This window comes from Simiaoa sunii, assembly GCF_014337175.1.
Taxonomy (GTDB): domain Bacteria; phylum Bacillota; class Clostridia; order Lachnospirales; family Lachnospiraceae; genus Acetatifactor; species Acetatifactor intestinalis.
Genome location: NZ_CP060633.1, coordinates 53,045 through 71,210, shown reverse-complemented (window position 1 = coordinate 71,210; position 18,166 = coordinate 53,045). Strand labels below are relative to the sequence as shown.

General features: G+C 49.9%; 17 protein-coding genes. 1 reads left to right on the top strand and 16 read right to left on the bottom strand.

Annotated elements, in window-relative coordinates; all coding sequences use genetic code 11:
- Positions 1 to 45 precede the first annotated feature (45 nt).
- From H9Q77_RS00305 to H9Q77_RS00245, 13 genes are all read right to left on the bottom strand, one after another.
- Positions 46 to 1,899, bottom strand: a complete 1,854-nt coding sequence (locus H9Q77_RS00305) for an FAD-dependent oxidoreductase (protein ID WP_249326312.1) — start codon at positions 1,897 to 1,899, stop codon at positions 46 to 48.
- Between the two features lie 228 nt (positions 1,900 to 2,127).
- On the bottom strand, positions 2,128 to 2,823 hold the full coding sequence (locus H9Q77_RS00300) for an MgtC/SapB family protein (protein ID WP_118545964.1): 696 nt from the start codon (positions 2,821 to 2,823) through the stop codon (positions 2,128 to 2,130).
- Between the two features lie 109 nt (positions 2,824 to 2,932).
- The gene (locus H9Q77_RS00295; RefSeq protein ID WP_118550202.1) at positions 2,933 to 3,802 is read right to left on the bottom strand and encodes a sugar phosphate isomerase/epimerase family protein; all 870 of its coding nucleotides are present in this window, start codon (positions 3,800 to 3,802) and stop codon (positions 2,933 to 2,935) included.
- A gap of 51 nt (positions 3,803 to 3,853) precedes the next feature.
- Positions 3,854 to 4,522 carry an HAD family hydrolase gene (locus H9Q77_RS00290; protein WP_118545966.1) on the bottom strand — a complete coding sequence of 223 codons (669 nt, stop codon included), beginning with the start codon at positions 4,520 to 4,522 and terminating at the stop codon, positions 3,854 to 3,856.
- Positions 4,519 to 5,493 (bottom strand): carbohydrate kinase family protein, encoded by a 975-nt coding sequence (locus tag H9Q77_RS00285; protein WP_249326311.1) that lies wholly within the window; start codon positions 5,491 to 5,493, stop codon positions 4,519 to 4,521. The genes H9Q77_RS00290 and H9Q77_RS00285 overlap by 4 nt, the downstream gene beginning before the upstream one ends.
- Before the next feature lie 17 nt (positions 5,494 to 5,510).
- Complete coding sequence (locus H9Q77_RS00280; RefSeq protein WP_118545968.1) at positions 5,511 to 5,903, bottom strand: VOC family protein; 393 nt, start codon at positions 5,901 to 5,903, stop codon at positions 5,511 to 5,513.
- 12 nt (positions 5,904 to 5,915) lie between these two features.
- Entirely contained in the window at positions 5,916 to 6,941 is a 1,026-nt protein-coding gene (locus H9Q77_RS00275; protein WP_118550204.1) for a zinc-dependent alcohol dehydrogenase, read from the bottom strand.
- Positions 6,942 to 7,186: 245 nt separating this feature from the next.
- Complete coding sequence (locus H9Q77_RS00270; protein ID WP_118545969.1) at positions 7,187 to 8,275, bottom strand: ROK family transcriptional regulator; 1,089 nt, start codon at positions 8,273 to 8,275, stop codon at positions 7,187 to 7,189.
- Between the two features lie 99 nt (positions 8,276 to 8,374).
- Entirely contained in the window at positions 8,375 to 8,893 is a 519-nt protein-coding gene (locus H9Q77_RS00265) for a tRNA (cytidine(34)-2'-O)-methyltransferase (protein WP_249326310.1), read from the bottom strand.
- Between the two features lie 76 nt (positions 8,894 to 8,969).
- Complete coding sequence (locus H9Q77_RS00260; protein ID WP_249326309.1) at positions 8,970 to 10,148, bottom strand: aminotransferase class I/II-fold pyridoxal phosphate-dependent enzyme; 1,179 nt, start codon at positions 10,146 to 10,148, stop codon at positions 8,970 to 8,972.
- Entirely contained in the window at positions 10,145 to 10,627 is a 483-nt protein-coding gene (locus H9Q77_RS00255) for an Lrp/AsnC family transcriptional regulator (RefSeq protein WP_022153616.1), read from the bottom strand. Before H9Q77_RS00255 ends, H9Q77_RS00260 begins: the two co-directional genes overlap by 4 nt.
- Positions 10,628 to 10,690: 63 nt before the next feature.
- Entirely contained in the window at positions 10,691 to 11,725 is a 1,035-nt protein-coding gene (locus H9Q77_RS00250) for an AIR synthase-related protein (protein ID WP_249326308.1), read from the bottom strand.
- A 10-nt stretch (positions 11,726 to 11,735) separates the two neighbouring features.
- Positions 11,736 to 13,211: a VanW family protein gene (locus H9Q77_RS00245; protein ID WP_118545976.1), complete on the bottom strand. Its 1,476-nt coding sequence runs from the start codon at positions 13,209 to 13,211 to the stop codon at positions 11,736 to 11,738.
- Between the two features lie 218 nt (positions 13,212 to 13,429).
- Between H9Q77_RS00245 and H9Q77_RS00240 the strand changes: the two genes are divergently transcribed.
- Positions 13,430 to 14,062: a DEAD/DEAH box helicase family protein gene (locus H9Q77_RS00240; RefSeq protein WP_249326307.1), complete on the top strand. Its 633-nt coding sequence runs from the start codon at positions 13,430 to 13,432 to the stop codon at positions 14,060 to 14,062.
- Here H9Q77_RS00240 and H9Q77_RS00235 read toward each other — a convergent pair.
- The 3 genes from H9Q77_RS00235 to galT form a co-directional block, all read right to left on the bottom strand.
- Positions 14,004 to 14,750: a 3'-5' exonuclease gene (locus tag H9Q77_RS00235; RefSeq protein WP_249326306.1), complete on the bottom strand. Its 747-nt coding sequence runs from the start codon at positions 14,748 to 14,750 to the stop codon at positions 14,004 to 14,006. The two genes, H9Q77_RS00240 and H9Q77_RS00235, sit on opposite strands and share 59 nt — an antisense overlap.
- Positions 14,751 to 14,832: 82 nt before the next feature.
- Complete coding sequence (locus H9Q77_RS00230) at positions 14,833 to 16,572, bottom strand: B12-binding domain-containing radical SAM protein (protein ID WP_249326305.1); 1,740 nt, start codon at positions 16,570 to 16,572, stop codon at positions 14,833 to 14,835.
- Positions 16,573 to 16,661: 89 nt separating this feature from the next.
- Positions 16,662 to 18,164, bottom strand: coding sequence for a UDP-glucose--hexose-1-phosphate uridylyltransferase (gene galT, locus H9Q77_RS00225; RefSeq protein ID WP_249326304.1), 1,503 nt, complete (start codon positions 18,162 to 18,164; stop codon positions 16,662 to 16,664).
- Positions 18,165 to 18,166 lie beyond the last annotated feature (2 nt).

Here is an 18,166-nt window from a genome sequence, read left to right as displayed (position 1 = left end):
ATGATTGTCTATGGTCAACCTGATCGTCCCCTCATGGTAAGATTTTCAGGAATACACCCGTACTTCGTAAATATGTGCTTCATTGCTGCCATTTGTCTGATTGACTGTTACCGTGATCCTGTCACATTCTGTCTTCGGAAAAGTAACGATATTCTTCCTCTGGACATTCCTGGTAACCGTCTGTTCCGCCACCTTTTTGTCCCCCTGCCAGAGTGCTACGGTGTAGTCTCTGACGAGTTCCGGCGGTACTCCGATCCTCTGCTGTGCCTGTCTCTTGCGGGACAGTGTGATCTTGATCGGGTAGTGGAAGTTCGGATCGAAGGTCAGATGCACTTCGGAGACCGGCTGTTCCTCCGCCAGCTCCAGGCTGAGCGTCTCTCCTCCTGCTCTGCCCTCACCGGAGATCCACAGGTTCCGATGTCCATCCTCATCTCTGGAGATGCCGTTGATCACGTTCTCCGGAGCGAAGCCTTCCTGTGCGGAGGTTGCGGTGACTTTTGCACCTCTCGCCAGATCCGCCGGATCCTCATTGCGGATGCCTGGGATGTAAGCGTCATCCTTTAATAATAACTGCTGCAGCTCTGTGATGTGTTCCCCCACTCCTCTGGGGTTGCAGTCGTATTTGATGCAGAGGGCTGCTGCCGTTCCGGCTGCCTGTCCGCCGATCGCGCAGGTTCCCATGACTCTCGTAGATCCCATCGCCATCTTGCTGGCGCTGATATCGCGTCCCGCCATCATCAGATTCGAAATATTTTTCGAATAATAGGAGCGGTAGGGAATCGTATACGCGCCGTCGAAGCTGATGACCTTGGAAGGAAGCTCATCGAAATCGTAAAGTCCCTTCGCCGTATGGATATCCATCGGCCAGCCGCCGTACGCCACGGCATCCTCGAATTGTCTGTTGCTTAAGACATCATTTTCATTCAGGATATAATCGCCAACGAGGCGTCTGCCCTCTCTGGAACCGGGCAGCATCCCGACCCATTCGAGATCGTAGTTCTCTGCGCCGTGGTCGCCACCGTTTTTCAGGTGATCCCAGATACCGTAGATACAGGATACCAGTTCATCCCGGATCTCCTCGTATTCGTCTATGATATCATCCGTCCTGCCGGGAAGCTCAATCCACCAGTAACCGTAATCTACGGAGGAAGTACTGAAGGAGGTCATTCTCACATATGCCTTGTCGACCTTGCCCTTGATCTGCGCTCCATGTACTGCGGAGTGCGTCCGGTATTTCAGCTCCTCCTCGGTAAAGGTTCTCGCAAAATCAGGTTTTGTGAACTTCACCGGGTGTCCTCTGTCCACTGCCTTGAACAGTAACGTGTTGCCCATGCGGTCATTGTTCGCCTCCGCCGGAGCGTCCGGTTCATGGAACTCGTCCCTGCCCTCGCAGCCTGTCCGGAATTCCGCCCCCGCGTAATATCCGAGGGTTGCATTGCCGGTACAGTCGATGAAGACTTTGCCGGAGATCCTCCAGTGCGTCTCTGTCGTCAGCTGGTAGGCATCGATGCTGCGGATCGTGGAATCCTCCCCCATCTCACAGCTCTCCATTGCGGTATTTAAGTATACCGTGAGATTCTCCTGTCTCTTCACTGTGGAAAAGAGGATCATATCCCAAATCGAAAAATTATAATAATCATTTCTGCTCTTGTTGTCCAGCATAATCTCATACAAGATTCCGCCTTCCTCCAAATCCGGCTTCGCAAGATTCTCGGAAGCTCCGCAGATATGCATCCGGATCTCGCTGGAACCATTGCCTCCGAGAACGTGCCGGTCATGCACCAATGCTGTTCTGACACCGTGTCTTGCGGCTGCCAGTGCTACGCAGATGCCGGACATTCCTCCGCCGACGACTACGACATCATATTCAGCATTTTTTACTTTCTTTTTCTCTGACATTTCGCCCACCCTTTTATGTAGTAACATTATGGCTATATAATATTCCTACTTGGTTATTATGTCAATACATATTTTTTAATTTTTTAAAACATATTTGTGATACTGCGCAACATAATATTGTTTTTAAATGATATTTAGTTCATTTTTCCTATATACCATAGTTTATGTGCGTACATATACGTAAATTTTAGGTAAAAAATGACTAACTTTGGATTTAAGAAGTATGAACTACACTTCTTCGAGATAATGTACGCCTTCCAGCTGGCTGACTTCGGACAGGATTTCCGCGTGGTTCCGGCGCTTTTTGAGATCCATCATAAGGATCAGCACGATATCGGAGCCTTTGAGTGTCTTGTCTCTTTTCTTCTCGATGGAGGACAGCTCGTAGCCGCAAACATTGATATAGTCGTAGACACTGCGGGTCATGGTCTTATCGATCTCCATATACAATCCGATGTAACGGTTGTATTTCTCCTGTACACGGCTGATCCGTGCAATGCCGAACATCGTGCTGAAGATAAGTACGAACAATATGAGACTGATCTCGAACATCCCGGAGCCCAGCATGATCCCCAGCGTCGCAGTTGTCCACAGCCCTGCTGCCGTCGTAAGTCCGCGCACCTGGTTTTTGCCCGTGATGATGATCGTCCCCACGCCGAGGAAGCCGATCCCGCTGACAACCCCCGCCGGGATACGGCTCAGATCCGTCCGCCCTGCCCCGAAAGCAGTCCCGAGATAGATATTGACAATGGCGGACGCCGCCGCTCCGAGGCATACCAGCGCAAAGGTGCGCATTCCGGCAGGGTGATGCTTCGTCGCCCGCTCCAGCCCGATGATGCATCCCAGTACCGCCGCGAACAGCAGACGCAGTGCGATCGCCCCTGTGGTAAAGCCCGCAAAATATTCCGTAAAATTACTTATCATCTTTCTCTCCCCTTTCTATTATTTTATTTTGATGTCTTATTTTAGGTACAGAAAACCGGCACTGCCCGATTCACATACATGGGCTGTGCCGGTCATTTTGTTCTGTCTGTCACTCCCGCAGCAGATAACTCCCCAGTGCATAGGAGAAGTCCACCTGTGCAGGCTGTACCTCCTTCGGGTACATACTGGTCAGATGATGTATCTCGAAGGCAAAGCACTCCTGATAACCGATATCACGCAGTGCCTGTACCGTCTCCTTCCAGGGGATTGTACCGTTATAAGGCGCAAAATGTTCGTCTGTCTTCCCATGGTTGTCATTGATATGTGTCGCCTTCAGATGCGTCCCCACCTGCCGGATCATCGCCGGTACATCCAGTCCGACCATATTGGCGTGTCCGGTGTCGATGCAGATCTGTACCGCCGGATTATCGACGGCGTCGATCAGCTCCAGCAGTTCCTCCGCACAGCTGCCGTACTGGGTCGCCCGGTTCATGTTCTCGATCGCCATGCCGACGTGGTGCTGCGCATAGAAGTCTCCCCAGCGTTTCCAATATTCCACGTTATACGCATAGGATCTCCGATAGTCGTACCCGCCGTGGCGACTCACGGAATAGGGGTGTACGACCATCCATTCCACCCCCAGTGCCTCTGCGGCGAGAACACTGCGGCGCATAAGCTCTTCCCCCAGCTCACCGTCGCTGCGGGTGCCGTCCGGAAGAAAGTCTTCCCCGATCGTCCAGTATGCGTGCGCCTGCGGGAACTGTATGTGCAGTTCCTCCTTCAATGCCACTGTGGCAGCGATCCACTCTTCCCAGTGTTCGCCCCGCAGCGGCTGTCCCTCTCTGCAATAGCTGCACAGGCAGGCATCGACATATTGATAGCCCGCGTGTGCACACGCCCTCGCCGATACATCCACGGGGATCTGATACGGTCTGTTGCAGTCCGCATCCATGATATTCGTTGATGTAGCCAGTTTCATATAGATAGCTCCCTTATGTATGCTTTTATACTTTTTGATACTCTTTGATACTTACAGATACTTCTCCTGCAATAGCTTTCTGACCTCCAACAAGCTGTCGCACTTTGTCTCAGCCAACAGGAGAATCTCCTCGGTAGGCTGCAGCTGATCCGGTACCATGATCGGATGCAGTCCCGCTGCGGAGGCGGAACGGATCCCATTAAAAGAATCCTCGATGGCGATGACATTCTCCGGTGCTGCCTCCAGCTCCTCACAGGCTTTGATGTAGATATCCGGGGCAGGCTTGCCGTGGCTGACCATATCGCCAGTGACGATCTTCCGGAAATATTTCGTGATCCCGGTTTTCTCCAAATGACTGAGCACGATGTCCTTTTTGCTGGAGGTTGCCAGCGCCACCGGAATCTTCCGCTCATAGAGATACTCAAGGATCTCATGGACACCGGGCTTCACCGGCAGTCCGTCCCGCTCCTCCTTCTCGAGGATCAGCCGGGCACAGTCCTCATGCAGCTTCTCGAAATCCAGCGCCACACCCTGTTTGGCAGCCTCTTCCATAAATACTTCCTTCGTTCCGGGGATCGTCCTGCCGATGCACATTCTCGCGATCTCACGGGCATTCTGCAGTCCGGTAGGCTCTGCTGCCTCCGTCCAGCACTGTACACCGATTCGCTCAGTGTCAAACAGCACTCCATCCATGTCAAATACTACGGCAACTATTTTCATCTGTCTGTCCTCTCTCGTATAAATTCTTCAATGGCTTCCTGTGTGGGGATCGCCGGGATTCCTCCCCGCTTCTGCACGCACAGCCCTGCGACGGCATTGCCGGTGATGGCACATCTGCACATCTCTTCCCCGGTCAGCTCTGTGATCTCCTTCTTCAGTCCCAGATAACAGCTTAAAAAACCTCCCCAGAAGGAATCTCCGGCACCGGTCGTATCCACGGCATCCACCGCAAATCCTCCTACGGTCTGTCGGGATTCCGGCGTTGCGATCAGCACCCCTTTGCTCCCCAGTGTGATCGCCACGAGCTTCAGTCCGCTCTCTAACAGTCTGTCCGCTGCTTCGTCATAGTCTCCGGCACCGGTGAGCAGCAGGCTCTCCTCGTCAGATACCTTCATCACATCCGCCAGAGGGATCGCCGCCTTCATCTGCGCCACAGCGGTCTCCGTATCCGCCCAAAGCGACGCGCGGTAGTTCGGATCGTAGGAGATCAGCGCACCAGCCTCTTTTGCGATCCGGACTGCCTCCAGCGTCGTGCCTCTCGACGGCTCCTGTGTGAGAGACAGGGATCCAAAATGAAAGATTCTGCAATCGGAGAGCAGCTTTTGATCCAGATCGCTTACTTCCAGCTGGGTATCCGCTCCCGGCTTCCTCGCGAAGGAGAAATTCCTCTCGCCGTTCTCATCGATCTCCACGAATGCCAGTGTGGTAAAATACCGCTCATCCTCCACCAGCGCACCGGTATCAATCCCTTCGTTCTGCAATGTCTTTTTCAAAAAATCTCCGTGCATATCGGTTCCAATCTTCCCGATAAAGGAAGTCCGGTAGCCCATATGACTCGCCACGGTGAGCAGATTCGCCGGTGCTCCGCCGGGGTTCTGCTCGAACAGCTTCATTCCGTTTTTGCTGATGCCCGCTTCGGTAAAATCGATCAGCAGTTCTCCCAAAGCTACGATTGCAATCTCTTTTTTCATTCTAAATCCACCTGTTTTTAAAGTTTTTGACAGAACTCGATCTTTTCCTCGTTGGGTCCCTTGATCATGAAGAACTTCACGCCGTTATCCCAAAAGGGCAGTGCTTCGATCCCGTTCGTGATGATCTCGTGCCCTTCACTGCAGATCTTTTCATACGCCGCATCAATATCCGTGACATCCAGGGCGACGTGCTGATAAGCACCGTCCGCCATGGCAGCCTGATGATTCTCGAAGGTCTCGATGCTATAATTCTGCAGTTGCAAAAAAGCCACTTTTTCGCAAGCCTTCTCATTGTAGGTCTCTAACAGTACCTGAAAGCCCAGTCTTTTGTAGAATTCGATGGTCTTCTCAATATCATTGGTCGGGATGCCGATGTGGGCGATCCCGGTCACTCCATATTTCTGTTCCATAGTGTCGCCCTCTTATTCCTGTACGTTGATGATGACCTTCATCGTCGTCTCGCGGTTGTCATCGATGTACTGGTAAGCCTTGAGGTAGTCCTGGAACGGGAATACCTTGGAGATCAGGGGCTGCAGATGAACCTTTTTCTCATTGACGAGACGGATAGCGTCCACATAGTCGTCATGGCGGTACATCATGGTGCTCTTGATATCCAACTCGTGATCGTTCGCCACAGCGAGGTCGATCTCTGCCATGCCTGCGAATACAGCAACGAGCACGATCACGCTTCCCTTTCTGGCATATTTGATTGCCTGACCCATCGTGATGTTATTGCCAGCGCAGTCATAGATGACGTCAGCCTTGTCCGGTCCGAAGGCTTCGATCATCGCGTCGCCGAAATCCTTGTTTTTCGTGTTCACGCATACGTCGATGCCGCACCCTTTTGCCTTCTCCAGACGTAAGTCGCTGACATCGGTGATCATTACTTTGGCTGCGCCCATGCCCTTCGCCGTCTGTGCGACGAGGTTACCGATAGGTCCTGCACCGATGACTACGATATTCATGCCAGTGACATCGCCCATCTGCTTCACACCATGCACGGCTACTGCCAGCGGCTCGATCATCGCGCCCTCTTCGTAGGACATCTCCTCGGGGATCGGGGTCACCTTGGAGGCATCCACTGCAAAATATTCAGAGGCGGTGCCTGTGGTCTGGAAGCCCATTACCTTCAGCTCTTCGCAGAGGTTGTATTTGCCATGACGGCAGGGATAGCAGTGTCCGCAATATACCTGCGGCTCAATGGTGATCTTCTGTCCTACGTGGAACCCGGTCACCTTGTCTCCCAGCTTCACGATCTCGCCGGATACCTCATGTCCCTGGGTTACGGGGTATTTGGTAAAAGGATGTTTGCCGTGATATACGTGGATATCGGAACCGCAGATGCCGATGCGCATGATCTTGACCAGTACCTGATCCTCTGTGATCTCCGGAACGGGAATCTCTCTGAAGATGATCTCACCGGGTTTTGTCATTACTTCCTGTAACATAATAATCCTCTCCTTTTGTGATAAAGTTTGTGTGTGGTTGGTTTTGTATTTGCTTTTATAAAATACTTTATTTAAGTATTTGTATTATCATCCTTGAAAGGGAATTTGTCAACTACCTGAGATCACTTTTTACAGAAAATTAGAACAAAAAAATCCCGACCCATACTCTGACTGTGCAGTGTTACGGATCAGGATCCCTGATTTTACTGGTTTTATTGCATTTTTATTCTATTTTTACCCCCATGTTACCGGCACAGGCTGGCGAAAAAATGTCTCGCCGCGCCCACCGCAGAGGCTTCCTTCTCGTAGGAACAGTTCCGCAGATAGGAGATATCATGGTCAAATCCGTTGTACGCCATGACCTTTTCCCCAAGCGGGATCATATAATCTGCCAGCACACCGCCGACATCGCCGCCGAGGATGATATCCATATCGTATGCCATCCGGAGATTGGAGATGAGGATTGCGAGATGGTCGAGGTAGGTCTCCCATTTTGCGCCTGCTGCCGCGTCGCCGCTCTTCACCTGTTCGATAAAGGTCTCCAGCGGAATCCCGCCGTCATCGGTGAGCACGCTCTCCGCGCAATAGGCATCGGCACAGCCGACCTTGCCGCAATAGCACTTGCGTCCGCCGGGAACGAGGATCATATGTCCGAACTCTCCGGACTTCTGGTTCCTGCCGCGGAACAGCTGTCCATTGATGCAGAAGGCTCCGCCGAGGGTATGATTCAGAGACAGATAGATCGCATCCTGATATTTCTGGGGATTCTCCGCCAGCATCGCCGCATTGGCGTCGTTCTCGAAATATACCGGTACTTCCAGTGCCTGTTCGAGGAAGCGGAGACTGTAATTCTCGATCTGCAGAGCATGGGATTTCATCACGATCCGGTTCTCCTGATCGATGATGCCGGGGATGGCGATACCGATACCCAACAGCTCCTCTTCTCCACAGGTATCCCGCAGGAACTTCGTTATCTCTTTTTTCACTTCCATGCAATAGGAGAAATCGGTGGAGAACTTCAGGCGCACCCGCTCGCTCTTCTCGATCTCGGAGCCTAAGTTGATCAGCACCATCTCGAGGTGGTTCGCACTGATGACGACACCCATCGCCCTGCGGTAGGACTTGTTGATGCCGATGCTCTTCGCCTTGCGCCCGCCGGTGGATTCGTATTCTCCCAGCTCCGTGAGCAGATTCTGGGCGATCAGCTCGTTCACATTGGTCAATACCGTAGGCATACTAATATTCAGTTCCTTCGCCAGCTCCGCCTTGGAGGTCACCGGATGGTTCAACATATAGTTGATGATCCTGCCTCTTGTGGAATTCCGTTTCTCCATACTTCTATCCTCTTTACTTATTTTGGGTCATCTTTTATAAATCATATTATAAAAGTATTTTACCTTTGCGGAAACGATTTGTAAAGAGGATGCTTCGGATTACTGCTGATCTTTCTGCTCGTCCTGATCTTTCCAGTGCAGTCTGTGCAGTTCCCCATCCCTCTGCATACTTTCAAACCCCTGCTGTCTGAGCGCCTCGTAGAGCACGATGGCTACGGAATTGGACAGGTTCAGGGAACGGATCTCAGGGAGCATGGGAATACGGATGCAGGTCTCTTCATGCTCTACCAGGATCTCTTCCGGGATTCCGGCGCTTTCCTTGCCGAACATGATGTAATCATCCGGTCCGAATTTCACATCGGTGTAGGTCTGGTGTGCTTTCGTGGTTGCCATCCAGATCTTCGCTCCGGGATGCATTTCCCGGAACTCCTGAAAATTCATATACCTGGTGATATCCAGATGCTGCCAGTAGTCCATACCGGCTCTCTTGATCTCTTTTTCATTTAAACGAAAGCCTAACGGCTCGATCAGATGCAGGCTGGTGCCGGTAGCCACACAGGTTCTTCCGATATTTCCGGTGTTTGCCGGGATCTCCGGCTGGTGTAATATAATATGCATAATTTATCCTCTACAGCATAGTAACTATTCAGCGCCACTTACAGCCTATGGTTCCGAATAGTTACTGAAAAATGCTTTATTTATTATTTTGTTCTGCTCTCAGTTTCTCTACAAAATGTCCCAGTCTGCCGATGGCGGTCTTCAGCTTCTCCAGGGAGTACGCATAGGAGATTCTAAGATACCCCTCGCCACTGTCACCAAATGCGGTTCCGGGCACGGCAGCTACTTTTTCCTCCTCCAGGAATCTGGTGGCAAATTCTTCACTGGTCATGCCGAATTCCTTGATGCAGGGGAATACATAGAATGCACCGTAAGGTTCAAAGCACTCCAGTCCCATCTCACGGAACGCATTCATCAAAAAGCGTCTTCTCTGATTATAGGCTGTACGCATCTCCTCGATGTCGGAATCTCCGTTTTTCAAAGCTTCCACTGCCGCATACTGGCTGGTGGTAGGAGCACACATGATGGCAAACTGATGGATCTTCGTCATCTGCTGAATGATGGCTTCGGGCCCGCAACAGTATCCCAATCTCCATCCGGTCATGGCATATGCCTTGGAGAAACCGTTAATGTAAATGGTACGCTCCTTCATGCCGGGCAGGCTGACGATGGACACATGCTTCTCTTTATAAGTAAGCTCAGAATAGATCTCGTCGGACATGACAAAAATGTCATGCTCCTCAATGATCTTTGCAATAGCCTCGAGATCAGACTTTTCCATAATGGCTCCCGTGGGATTGTTGGGAAACGGAAGGATCAGTACCTTCGTCTTGTCCGTAATGGCTGCCTCCAGCTCCTCTGCTGTCAGGCGGAATTCATTCTCTGCCTTCAGGTCAATGATCACCGGGGTCGCTCCTGCCAGGATCGCACAGGGTTCATAGGATACGTAGCTGGGCTGGGGGATCAGGACTTCATCTCCCGGATTGCACATGGCACGCAGCCCGATATCGATTGCCTCAGAGCCACCGACTGTCACCAGCACTTCATGCTGCCAGTCATAGGATACGCCCTGTTTTCTCCGGATCGTGTTGCAGATCTCCTGACGCAGATCCTTCAGACCGGCATTGGAGGTATAAAAGGTTCTTCCCTTTTCCAGGGAATAGATACCCTCGTCCCGGATGTGCCAGGGAGTATCAAAATCCGGTTCTCCCACACCCAGAGAGATGGCATCCTGCATCTCACTTACAATGTCAAAAAATTTGCGGATACCCGATGGTTTGATATCCACTACTTTATCTGCTAATGGATTTCTCATGGAGTGATCATCTCTCTTTCATCTTCTTTTTTCGTAGCAAATGCGGTTCCGTGATCCTTGTATTTCTTCAGGATAAAATGCGTTGCTGTACTCAGCACGGAATCCAGTGTGGACAGCTTATCAGATACAAAATTAGATACCTCCCGCAGGGTCTTACCCTCCAGAATGACCATCAGATCATACGCTCCGGACATCAGATACACACTGCGTACTTCAGGATATTTGTAGATACGCTCTGCAATACTGTCAAAGCCCTGACCTCTCTGGGGAGTTACACGTACCTCGATCAGAGCGCTTACTTTTTCAATGTCTGTCTTCTCCCAGTTGATCAGGGTATGATAACCGCAGATGATCCCCTCTGCTTCCAGTGCTGCCAGTTCATTTACCACATCGATCTCTTCCACTCCCAGGATCACTGCCAGTTCCTTCAGATCGATCCTGCTGTTCTTCTCTATGATCGCTAATAATTCTTCTCTCATGCCACTATCTCCTTTATAACTATATATTGCATTTTCCCTTACATAAGGGATGACTGCAAAATTTTACACATTTTTATAAATCTCATCTCTCTGAGGACGATCCATATAACGGACTTCGTCCTCATTCAGGATCAGCCGGTCGTTACTGTCTGTAAATCTCCCTACGATCACCGCCGGAATTCCCTCTGCCGCCAGTGCTTCCACCACTGCGGTTCCCTCCGGACTTGCAATGATCAGGCTGCCGCCGGATCTGAGTTCATAAGGATTTACATTACAGAATTCACATACCTCCACTGTCTCCTGTCTGAGAGGAAGCTTCTTCATATCTATTGTCAGTCCAACACCTGCACCCTCTGCCATCTCCCACAACGCTGCAAATACACCGCCCTCTGAGATATCATGCATGGTACAACCGCCGGACTTCACGGCGGTAGCGGCCTCCGGTAAAATAGAATAATACCGGTCAAACGCCGCCGCTTCTTCTACCAGATACGCCGGGTATCTCACAAGGAGCTTCTCCCGGTTCCGGGCCGCCAGATCCGCGGTACCCTCCAGGCCGATCCACTTGGTAATAATGATATCCTGACCCGCCAGCTTTTTCCCTGCGGATACCTGCGTCACTGCGGCTTCGCTCAGGATACCGTATCCCGTTGCCGTAGCAATCGGCTGTCTTACCGCAGAGCTTACTCTGGTCTGCCCGCCGATGATCTGGATATTCAGATCGGTGGCTGCTTTTTCCGCTTCTTCCATCAGGGCCTTCAGCTCCGGCTCCTCCACCGTCTCCGGCAGGAAGATCACCAGCTCTGCCGCCACAGGCTCTGCGCCCGCCGCTGCCAGATTGTTTGCACACTTTTGGAAAATACGACGCATCGGCATCACGGACAGATCCTCTCTCTCCGCCTCTGCCAGGTCGTTCTCACACTGAAGTTCTACGACACCTTCCTGAACGCAGGTTACCATCTGTCCCTTGGAAAAAGGCGCAAAAACAGCGCAGTCTGCCCCCAGACCTGCGCTATCTGCTATTTCTGTCCTTTTATTTTTCAATTGTCTGAGAACGGAACGTTTCAGGACGTTCACGGGTACCTTGCCGCTGTTCATTGTCTCACCTTTAGTCGTCTACGATTTCTGTCTGCCCAGCAGCCGCTGCTGCTCTTGCATTTAACGCTGCTGCCACGTTTTTCACATGATCAATGTTCGCTGTACTGATAGCTGCCATGATCTCTTCATATGCCTGGGGATCCGAGGTAGCGGTTCCCACAGTAGCACTTCGGGGCACCATCTTATAAGTACTGCTGTTGACCTGCTCTCTGCTGACCTCTACACCGTTTTCCATCGTGATCTTCCACAGTCTTGCCTTATATCCGATATGCGCACTCTCAGTTACAATATAACCGATGGGCTGACCGGCATCGGCATAGATCTGATCCGCAGGGGGTGTGATCGTCTCCAGCACTTCACTTTCATAACGTACCGAATGTCCGGCAGCTCTGGTCTCCTTCCCATAGATGTTGAACGTGATCTGCTTGTCATGCGTATAGCCTTCTATATAGATGGGTGCATCTGTATTGTTTACAAACTTAAAGTCTTTGCCGGAGCTCTCAGCGATCGCTGCATCTGCGGAAGGATCCACATAGCCTACGATCATGGAATGATTATAACGTTCCGTTACTTCCAGCTCCGCACGTAATACTGCATTGTACAGGGTCGTGGATACCTGGCAGATACCGCCGCCCAGACTGTCTACCACTTTTCCGCTGACATAAGAGCCCGCCATGTAATAGCCGTTCGCCACGGAAAAAGGAGATACCGTCTTATATGTAGAGAATTCTTCTCCCGGATACAGGGTCGTTCCGTTGATCAGACTACAGCCGTTCGCCACATTTGCACTTCTGGAGGATCCGGATGTCTTATAAGATGTGGTAAAGCTTCCCAGTACATCCGTTACCTGTGCCAGTTCCTCAGCACTTCCCTTCGGCTCATCCACTACGATCTCCAAAGGAATGCTGCAAGCCTCATGATTCCATTCTTCTGTCAGATAGTCATATACCGCATCGATAGATTTCTCTACATCCAGCACATATCCGGTCTGACCTTCCACCACGGTAAATTTACCGCCGTCCCTCTTCAGAGAGACGTTGATGGCTTCCTGATCATACTTGGTGCATCTGGTCAGCAGATCGTTGATCGCCTGTAAGTCAAAATCCAGTTCAATGGGATATACGTAATTTTCATGCTGCAGATCCATCAGGGTCTTGTAACGCTCAATAACATTTCCATGTGTCCCCAGTTCCAATGCTTCCTGCACCAGCTCCGGATTCTTCCAGGTCACACCCAGATCTCCGGCTGTGGTGGTCACATCATGATCATTTGCCGCAAGCAGTGTGATCTCCACATCCTTCAGACTTTCGATATGTTCTTCGATAACCGCTGTTGCTTCCTGTGCCGTCATTCCGGACAGTTCCACATCCCCGGCATAAATTCCTGTCTTAATAGTATCATCTGTCTTGGCCTGCGCTGTCATTCCGAATAACATCGTCAAAGTCAATAACAGAATGCCGTAAAATCCCTTACGATATTTTTTCATAATACTCCTCTGCCCTTCCTTCGGACACGTCTACTGTTCCATCCGCAGTTGATTTAGTAAAAAATAGATGTTATAGTAGGTACAATCATAGCAATCACAAGCAGCACGATGATAGCTGCGGAGATTCGCTGTTTTACTTTTTTATTATTCATATTAAACATGGTAAAAACCTCCATAAATGCTTCAAAAATCACTTTTACTCTGAAAGGATATTATATATGAGTTTAAAGATTTTGGCAAGTTTAATCATACTGATTGCCGTAGTGGCACATGCTACCAAACGCCAACAGCGCATCGCGGAAAACAGTGAAAAAGAGTTCTGGGCCAGAGAGCGGAAAGCCAACTCCGTCCGCAAAAAGCCTCTGGATGATCTGGACTATGTAAAAATCCCCCTGGATAAGCTTCCCATGGATGCTCTTCCGGACAACGAAAGAGCCGAAGAATACCGTAGTCTCCTTACTTCTCTGTCTACACAGCCGATCGTAAATCTCACAGGCTTCACCAACACAGATCTGAAACTGGAATACGGCACTGCGAACATTACATCGCTGTCCCAATATGATCAGAATTACACTGTATTAGTACGTACTCTGCAGCAATGGGCCGATCTGCTTCTGGATTCCGGTCTGACAGATGATGCGGAAACGGTTCTCGCGTATGCCGTCTCCATCGGCACCGACGTCAGCCATACTTACTATGCGCTGGCTAAAATCTATGCCGGCCGGAAGGAATATGACAAAATTGCCGATCTGATCCACCGTGCGGAAGGACTGCGTTCCGCTTTGCGTAATTCTATCGTCCGTACTTTGCAAGAATCTTATCCGCAAGCCTGCTCGCCTCACTGCGGGTAAGCTTTTCCACATCGACCTCCAAAGTTATCTTATGCTGCTCTGCCAGACGATATAACCGCTCTTTTTGCGGTTTCGTCGCGGGCGTATCTCTTTTTATCTGAAAATGTAATGGCTGCGGCTCAAATAAATTATTCTTTGCCGATTTTCCGACAGCTTCTGTCGATGCCTGTCCACCGGTTTCCTCCCTGTAAAACAGTTCTATCAGCTTTCGGAACAACCGGTCCGTTGCTTTCGCATCCTCCAGAGCCCGGTGTGCATGATGCGGGATCTCATAATACTGACACAGATACCCCAGATTACGATGAGGCAGTTCCTGCAGATATTTCCGGGCAATCTGCAAAGTGTCCACCGCCGATCTCTCAAAAGTAATCTTCCGGTCCACTGCTGCTTTTTTCAAAAAAGAATAATCAAACAAAATGCTGTGTCCCAGCAACGGTAATTCTCCCATAAATTCCAATAATTTTGGGAAAACCTCATCCAGCTGAGGTGCATCCGCAAGGTCTTCGTCCCGGATTCCCGTAAGTTCTGTGATCCGTTCTTCCAATTTCCGCCCCGGATCCACAAACGTAGAAAATTCTTCCACAATCTGTCCCTGCTCCACACGGATCGCTCCGATCTCTATGATCCGATCTCTCTTGGGATTCAGTCCCGTGGTCTCCAAATCTATACTGACATAAGTGTCATACATACTATTCTCTTATCCTTCCGCAGTACTTCTGATATATTCTGACTGCATACCTCAATTTTTATGAACCGGTCTTCTCCTGTACTTATAATATTGGATTCGCGATCACTTGTACCTTGGCTTCATAATTGAGCGGATTCCGTTCCTGATAGTCAAACAGAACATAATGAGGTTGCGGATATCGGAACGGTTCCAAGTGTGTCATTCGGCTTAGCTGTTTCCAGTCATACTGATCATAGGCAGAAAGATAATGTCTCTCCTGCTCTTCCGTCTGATAAAAACGGCGGATATCCTGTTTTTCCTCTTCCGTGATCTCTGCCGCAAACGCAGGCCTGCTCTTCAGGTTCTCCCGAAGATACATATCATAAGTCAGAAGTTCTCTGTAAATCTCACGGTTGGACGGATCTTTCATCGCTGCGAACTCCAATAAGATCTGATACCGGTAAGCTCTGGCCGGACTGTTCGTAAAATATCCCTGTTCCTGATAATAATCCGCCAGTGCCTCATACATGGCAAACGGTCCGGAAAATGCTTTTTCCAATACAGGCAGGGTATGAGTGAACTGGCCACTGTTATAATACAGCTCTACCATCTCTTCGATCCGTTTCAGTCTCCGGATCTCTCCATAGCTGATCCAGTTCGTGTACAACACTTCATAGGGCGGCAGTTCCAGATAGCGAATTCCATACTCCTGTGTGTGCTCATGCATATCGGATCCCTTTAATACCTTCAGGAAGCCTAACTGTAACTGCTCCGGCTGCATTGCATACACCCTGTCAAAGGATCTGCCGAAGCTCTCATAATCTTCAAAAGGAAGACCCGCGATCAGATCCAGATGCTGATGAATATTCTGTCCTCTATGAATGGCCGCTACAATTTTCTCCAACTTGTCCACATCCATGACACGGTGAATGGCTCGTATTGTCTCCGGATTCGTAGACTGCACCCCGATCTCCAGCTGTGCCAGTCCCGGACGGAAGCGGTTCAGCAGGGCAATCTCCTCTTCCCGCAAAATATCGGCGGAAATCTCGAAATGGAAGTTGGTGACGCCATTGTCATGTTCATAAATATACCGCCAGATCTCCATGGCATGCTTGTGGTCACAATTGAACGTCCGGTCAATGAACTTCACCTGTTTTACGTTTTGATCCAGGAAAAACTGCAGTTCTCTTTTTACGACATCTATGTCACGTAGTCTCACTTTCTTATCTATGGAGGACAGGCAATAGCTGCACCGGTAAGGGCATCCTCTGCTGGTCTCATAATAGATGATACGATTCGTAAAAGGCTCCATATCCTCATAGAGAAAAGGAAGTGTGGTCAGATCCGTCAGTTCTCTGGGGGCTGTATAACCGGAGGCAAGACACAGGCCGGGGATCTGTCCAAAGCGCTCTGCCACAGACTTTCCTGCAACCGTTCCCGTTCGATCTGCTTCCCGCACATATTGTTCCAGTACCTCTCGGAAGGTGACTTCTCCTTCTCCCACCATAATTCCGGTAACCTGAGGGAACTCTCTTAAAAGTCCCGGTCCATCATAAGTCACCTCCGGTCCTCCCAGCCAGATCTCCGTATCCGGCAGGATCTTCGGCAGTTCTGTCAGAAGTTCCCGGATCAGCTTCCAGTTCCAGATATAACAGGAAAATCCTATTACCTTTGGCTGACGCTTCCAGATTCCCTCCAGAATACTTTCCGGAGATTCATTGATGGTGAATTCCGCCAGTTCCACATAGGGCTGTAACTTTTCTCCCACACCGGCCCGCAGGCTGTAAATAGCAGGATTGGAATGTATGAATTTTGCATTAATAGCTGTTAATAAGAATTTCATGGGATTATTATACTAAGAAAAAAGAATTGTGTCACCACAATTCCTTTTCCTCGCAACAAATGTACAACAAACATTCAACAAAAATATGATTATAAGCTTTTAACAAAACGATCGAATGCCTTTTGGCCTTCCTCAGTTCTCTTGTAGACACCGGCATCTTCCAATACCTGCATGAACACCAGACCGATCTCCTTCTCTACGATACCGTCGATGTTCTCTGCAGTGATGGCATCGTATTTCGGACGGAACTCGTCTACCCAGTCTGCATGCTTTGCCAGTTCCTCATCAGCTCTTAAGTCTTTACCGGCGAGGATTGCTTCCTTCAGATGCGCCATCTCGCCCTTCAGGCGGGCAGGCAGTACTGCCAGACCCATAACCTCGATCAGGCCGATATTCTCTTTTTTGATATGATGCAGCTTTGCATGGGGATGATAGACTCCCAGCGGATGCTCCTCTGTGGTGATATTGTTACGCAGCACCAGATCCAGTTCGAACCTGTCTCCCCTTTTTCTGGCAATGGGAGTAATTGTGTTATGAGGTTCGTTATCGGTGTAGGCATAGATAAATGCCTCTTCATCCGTATATTCTCTCCACTTGTTCAGGATCACATCTGCCAGTGCAATGATGCGGTCGGTATCCGTGCCGCTGAGACGGATCACGGACATAGGCCATGCCACAATACCGGCAGCCACATCCTCGAAACCAGCTACAGAAAAGGTTCTTTCTACAGGAGCTTTCGCCATGGCAAACTCGTAATGACCACCCTGGAAATGATCGTGGCTTAAGATGGAGCCGCCTACGATGGGCAGATCCGCATTGGAACCTACAAAATAATGAGGGAACTGCTTTACGAAATCAAACAGCTTACAGAAGGTTGCATGCTCAATCTTCATAGGCACATGCTGAGAGTTAAATACGATGCAGTGCTCATTATAATATACATACGGAGAATACTGGAATCCCCACTGGCTGCCGTTAATGGTCACCGGAATGATACGGTGATTCTGACGGGCAGGATGGTTCACACGGCCTGCATAACCCTCATTTTCACGGCACAACAGGCATTTCGGATAACCGGACTGCTTTGCGAGCTTTGCTGCGGCGATGGCTTTAGGATCCTTCTCGGGCTTGGACAGATTGATGGTAATATCCAGATCACCATATTTGGTAGGTGCCACCCATTTCATATCCTTGCAGATACGATAGCGGCGGATATAGTCGGAATCTCTGCTTAATTTATAATAATAGTCGGTGGCTGCCTCAGGAGATACCTGCTCGTACAGCTCATGGAAATGACGGATCACTTCACTGGGTCTGGGCATCAGCAGTCCCATGATCTTCGTATCGAACAGATCGCGGTATACCACGCTGTTCTCCTTGAGAATGCCTTTTTCATAAGCGTAATCCAGCATGCCCTTCAGAACCTCTTCCAGTTCATCCTCGCGCATGGTTACGTTGTCACGGTCTTCCAGCTCATCCAGTTCAAACAGTTCCAACAGACGGTTGGTGGTATAGATCACATCTTCCTCCGGAACCAGTCCTGTCTGTACTCCGTAGGATACTAATTTACGAATTAATACCTGAATATCCATTT

What these genes read in the sequence shown, in the direction of transcription:
- H9Q77_RS00305 (WP_249326312.1), bottom strand. Translation starts at nt 1,899, where the DNA reads ATGTCAGAGAAAAAGAAAGTAAAAAATGCTGAATATGATGTCGTAGTC.
- H9Q77_RS00300 (WP_118545964.1), bottom strand. Translation starts at nt 2,823, where the DNA reads ATGATAAGTAATTTTACGGAATATTTTGCGGGCTTTACCACAGGGGCG.
- H9Q77_RS00295 (WP_118550202.1), bottom strand. Translation starts at nt 3,802, where the DNA reads ATGAAACTGGCTACATCAACGAATATCATGGATGCGGACTGCAACAGA.
- H9Q77_RS00290 (WP_118545966.1), bottom strand. Translation starts at nt 4,522, where the DNA reads ATGAAAATAGTTGCCGTAGTATTTGACATGGATGGAGTGCTGTTTGAC.
- H9Q77_RS00285 (WP_249326311.1), bottom strand. Translation starts at nt 5,493, where the DNA reads ATGAAAAAAGAGATTGCAATCGTAGCTTTGGGAGAACTGCTGATCGAT.
- H9Q77_RS00280 (WP_118545968.1), bottom strand. Translation starts at nt 5,903, where the DNA reads ATGGAACAGAAATATGGAGTGACCGGGATCGCCCACATCGGCATCCCG.
- H9Q77_RS00275 (WP_118550204.1), bottom strand. Translation starts at nt 6,941, where the DNA reads ATGTTACAGGAAGTAATGACAAAACCCGGTGAGATCATCTTCAGAGAG.
- H9Q77_RS00270 (WP_118545969.1), bottom strand. Translation starts at nt 8,275, where the DNA reads ATGGAGAAACGGAATTCCACAAGAGGCAGGATCATCAACTATATGTTG.
- H9Q77_RS00265 (WP_249326310.1), bottom strand. Translation starts at nt 8,893, where the DNA reads ATGCATATTATATTACACCAGCCGGAGATCCCGGCAAACACCGGAAAT.
- H9Q77_RS00260 (WP_249326309.1), bottom strand. Translation starts at nt 10,148, where the DNA reads ATGAGAAATCCATTAGCAGATAAAGTAGTGGATATCAAACCATCGGGT.
- H9Q77_RS00255 (WP_022153616.1), bottom strand. Translation starts at nt 10,627, where the DNA reads ATGAGAGAAGAATTATTAGCGATCATAGAGAAGAACAGCAGGATCGAT.
- H9Q77_RS00250 (WP_249326308.1), bottom strand. Translation starts at nt 11,725, where the DNA reads ATGAACAGCGGCAAGGTACCCGTGAACGTCCTGAAACGTTCCGTTCTC.
- H9Q77_RS00245 (WP_118545976.1), bottom strand. Translation starts at nt 13,211, where the DNA reads ATGAAAAAATATCGTAAGGGATTTTACGGCATTCTGTTATTGACTTTG.
- H9Q77_RS00240 (WP_249326307.1), top strand. Translation starts at nt 13,430, where the DNA reads ATGAGTTTAAAGATTTTGGCAAGTTTAATCATACTGATTGCCGTAGTG.
- H9Q77_RS00235 (WP_249326306.1), bottom strand. Translation starts at nt 14,750, where the DNA reads ATGTATGACACTTATGTCAGTATAGATTTGGAGACCACGGGACTGAAT.
- H9Q77_RS00230 (WP_249326305.1), bottom strand. Translation starts at nt 16,572, where the DNA reads ATGAAATTCTTATTAACAGCTATTAATGCAAAATTCATACATTCCAAT.
- galT (WP_249326304.1), bottom strand. Translation starts at nt 18,164, where the DNA reads ATGGATATTCAGGTATTAATTCGTAAATTAGTATCCTACGGAGTACAG.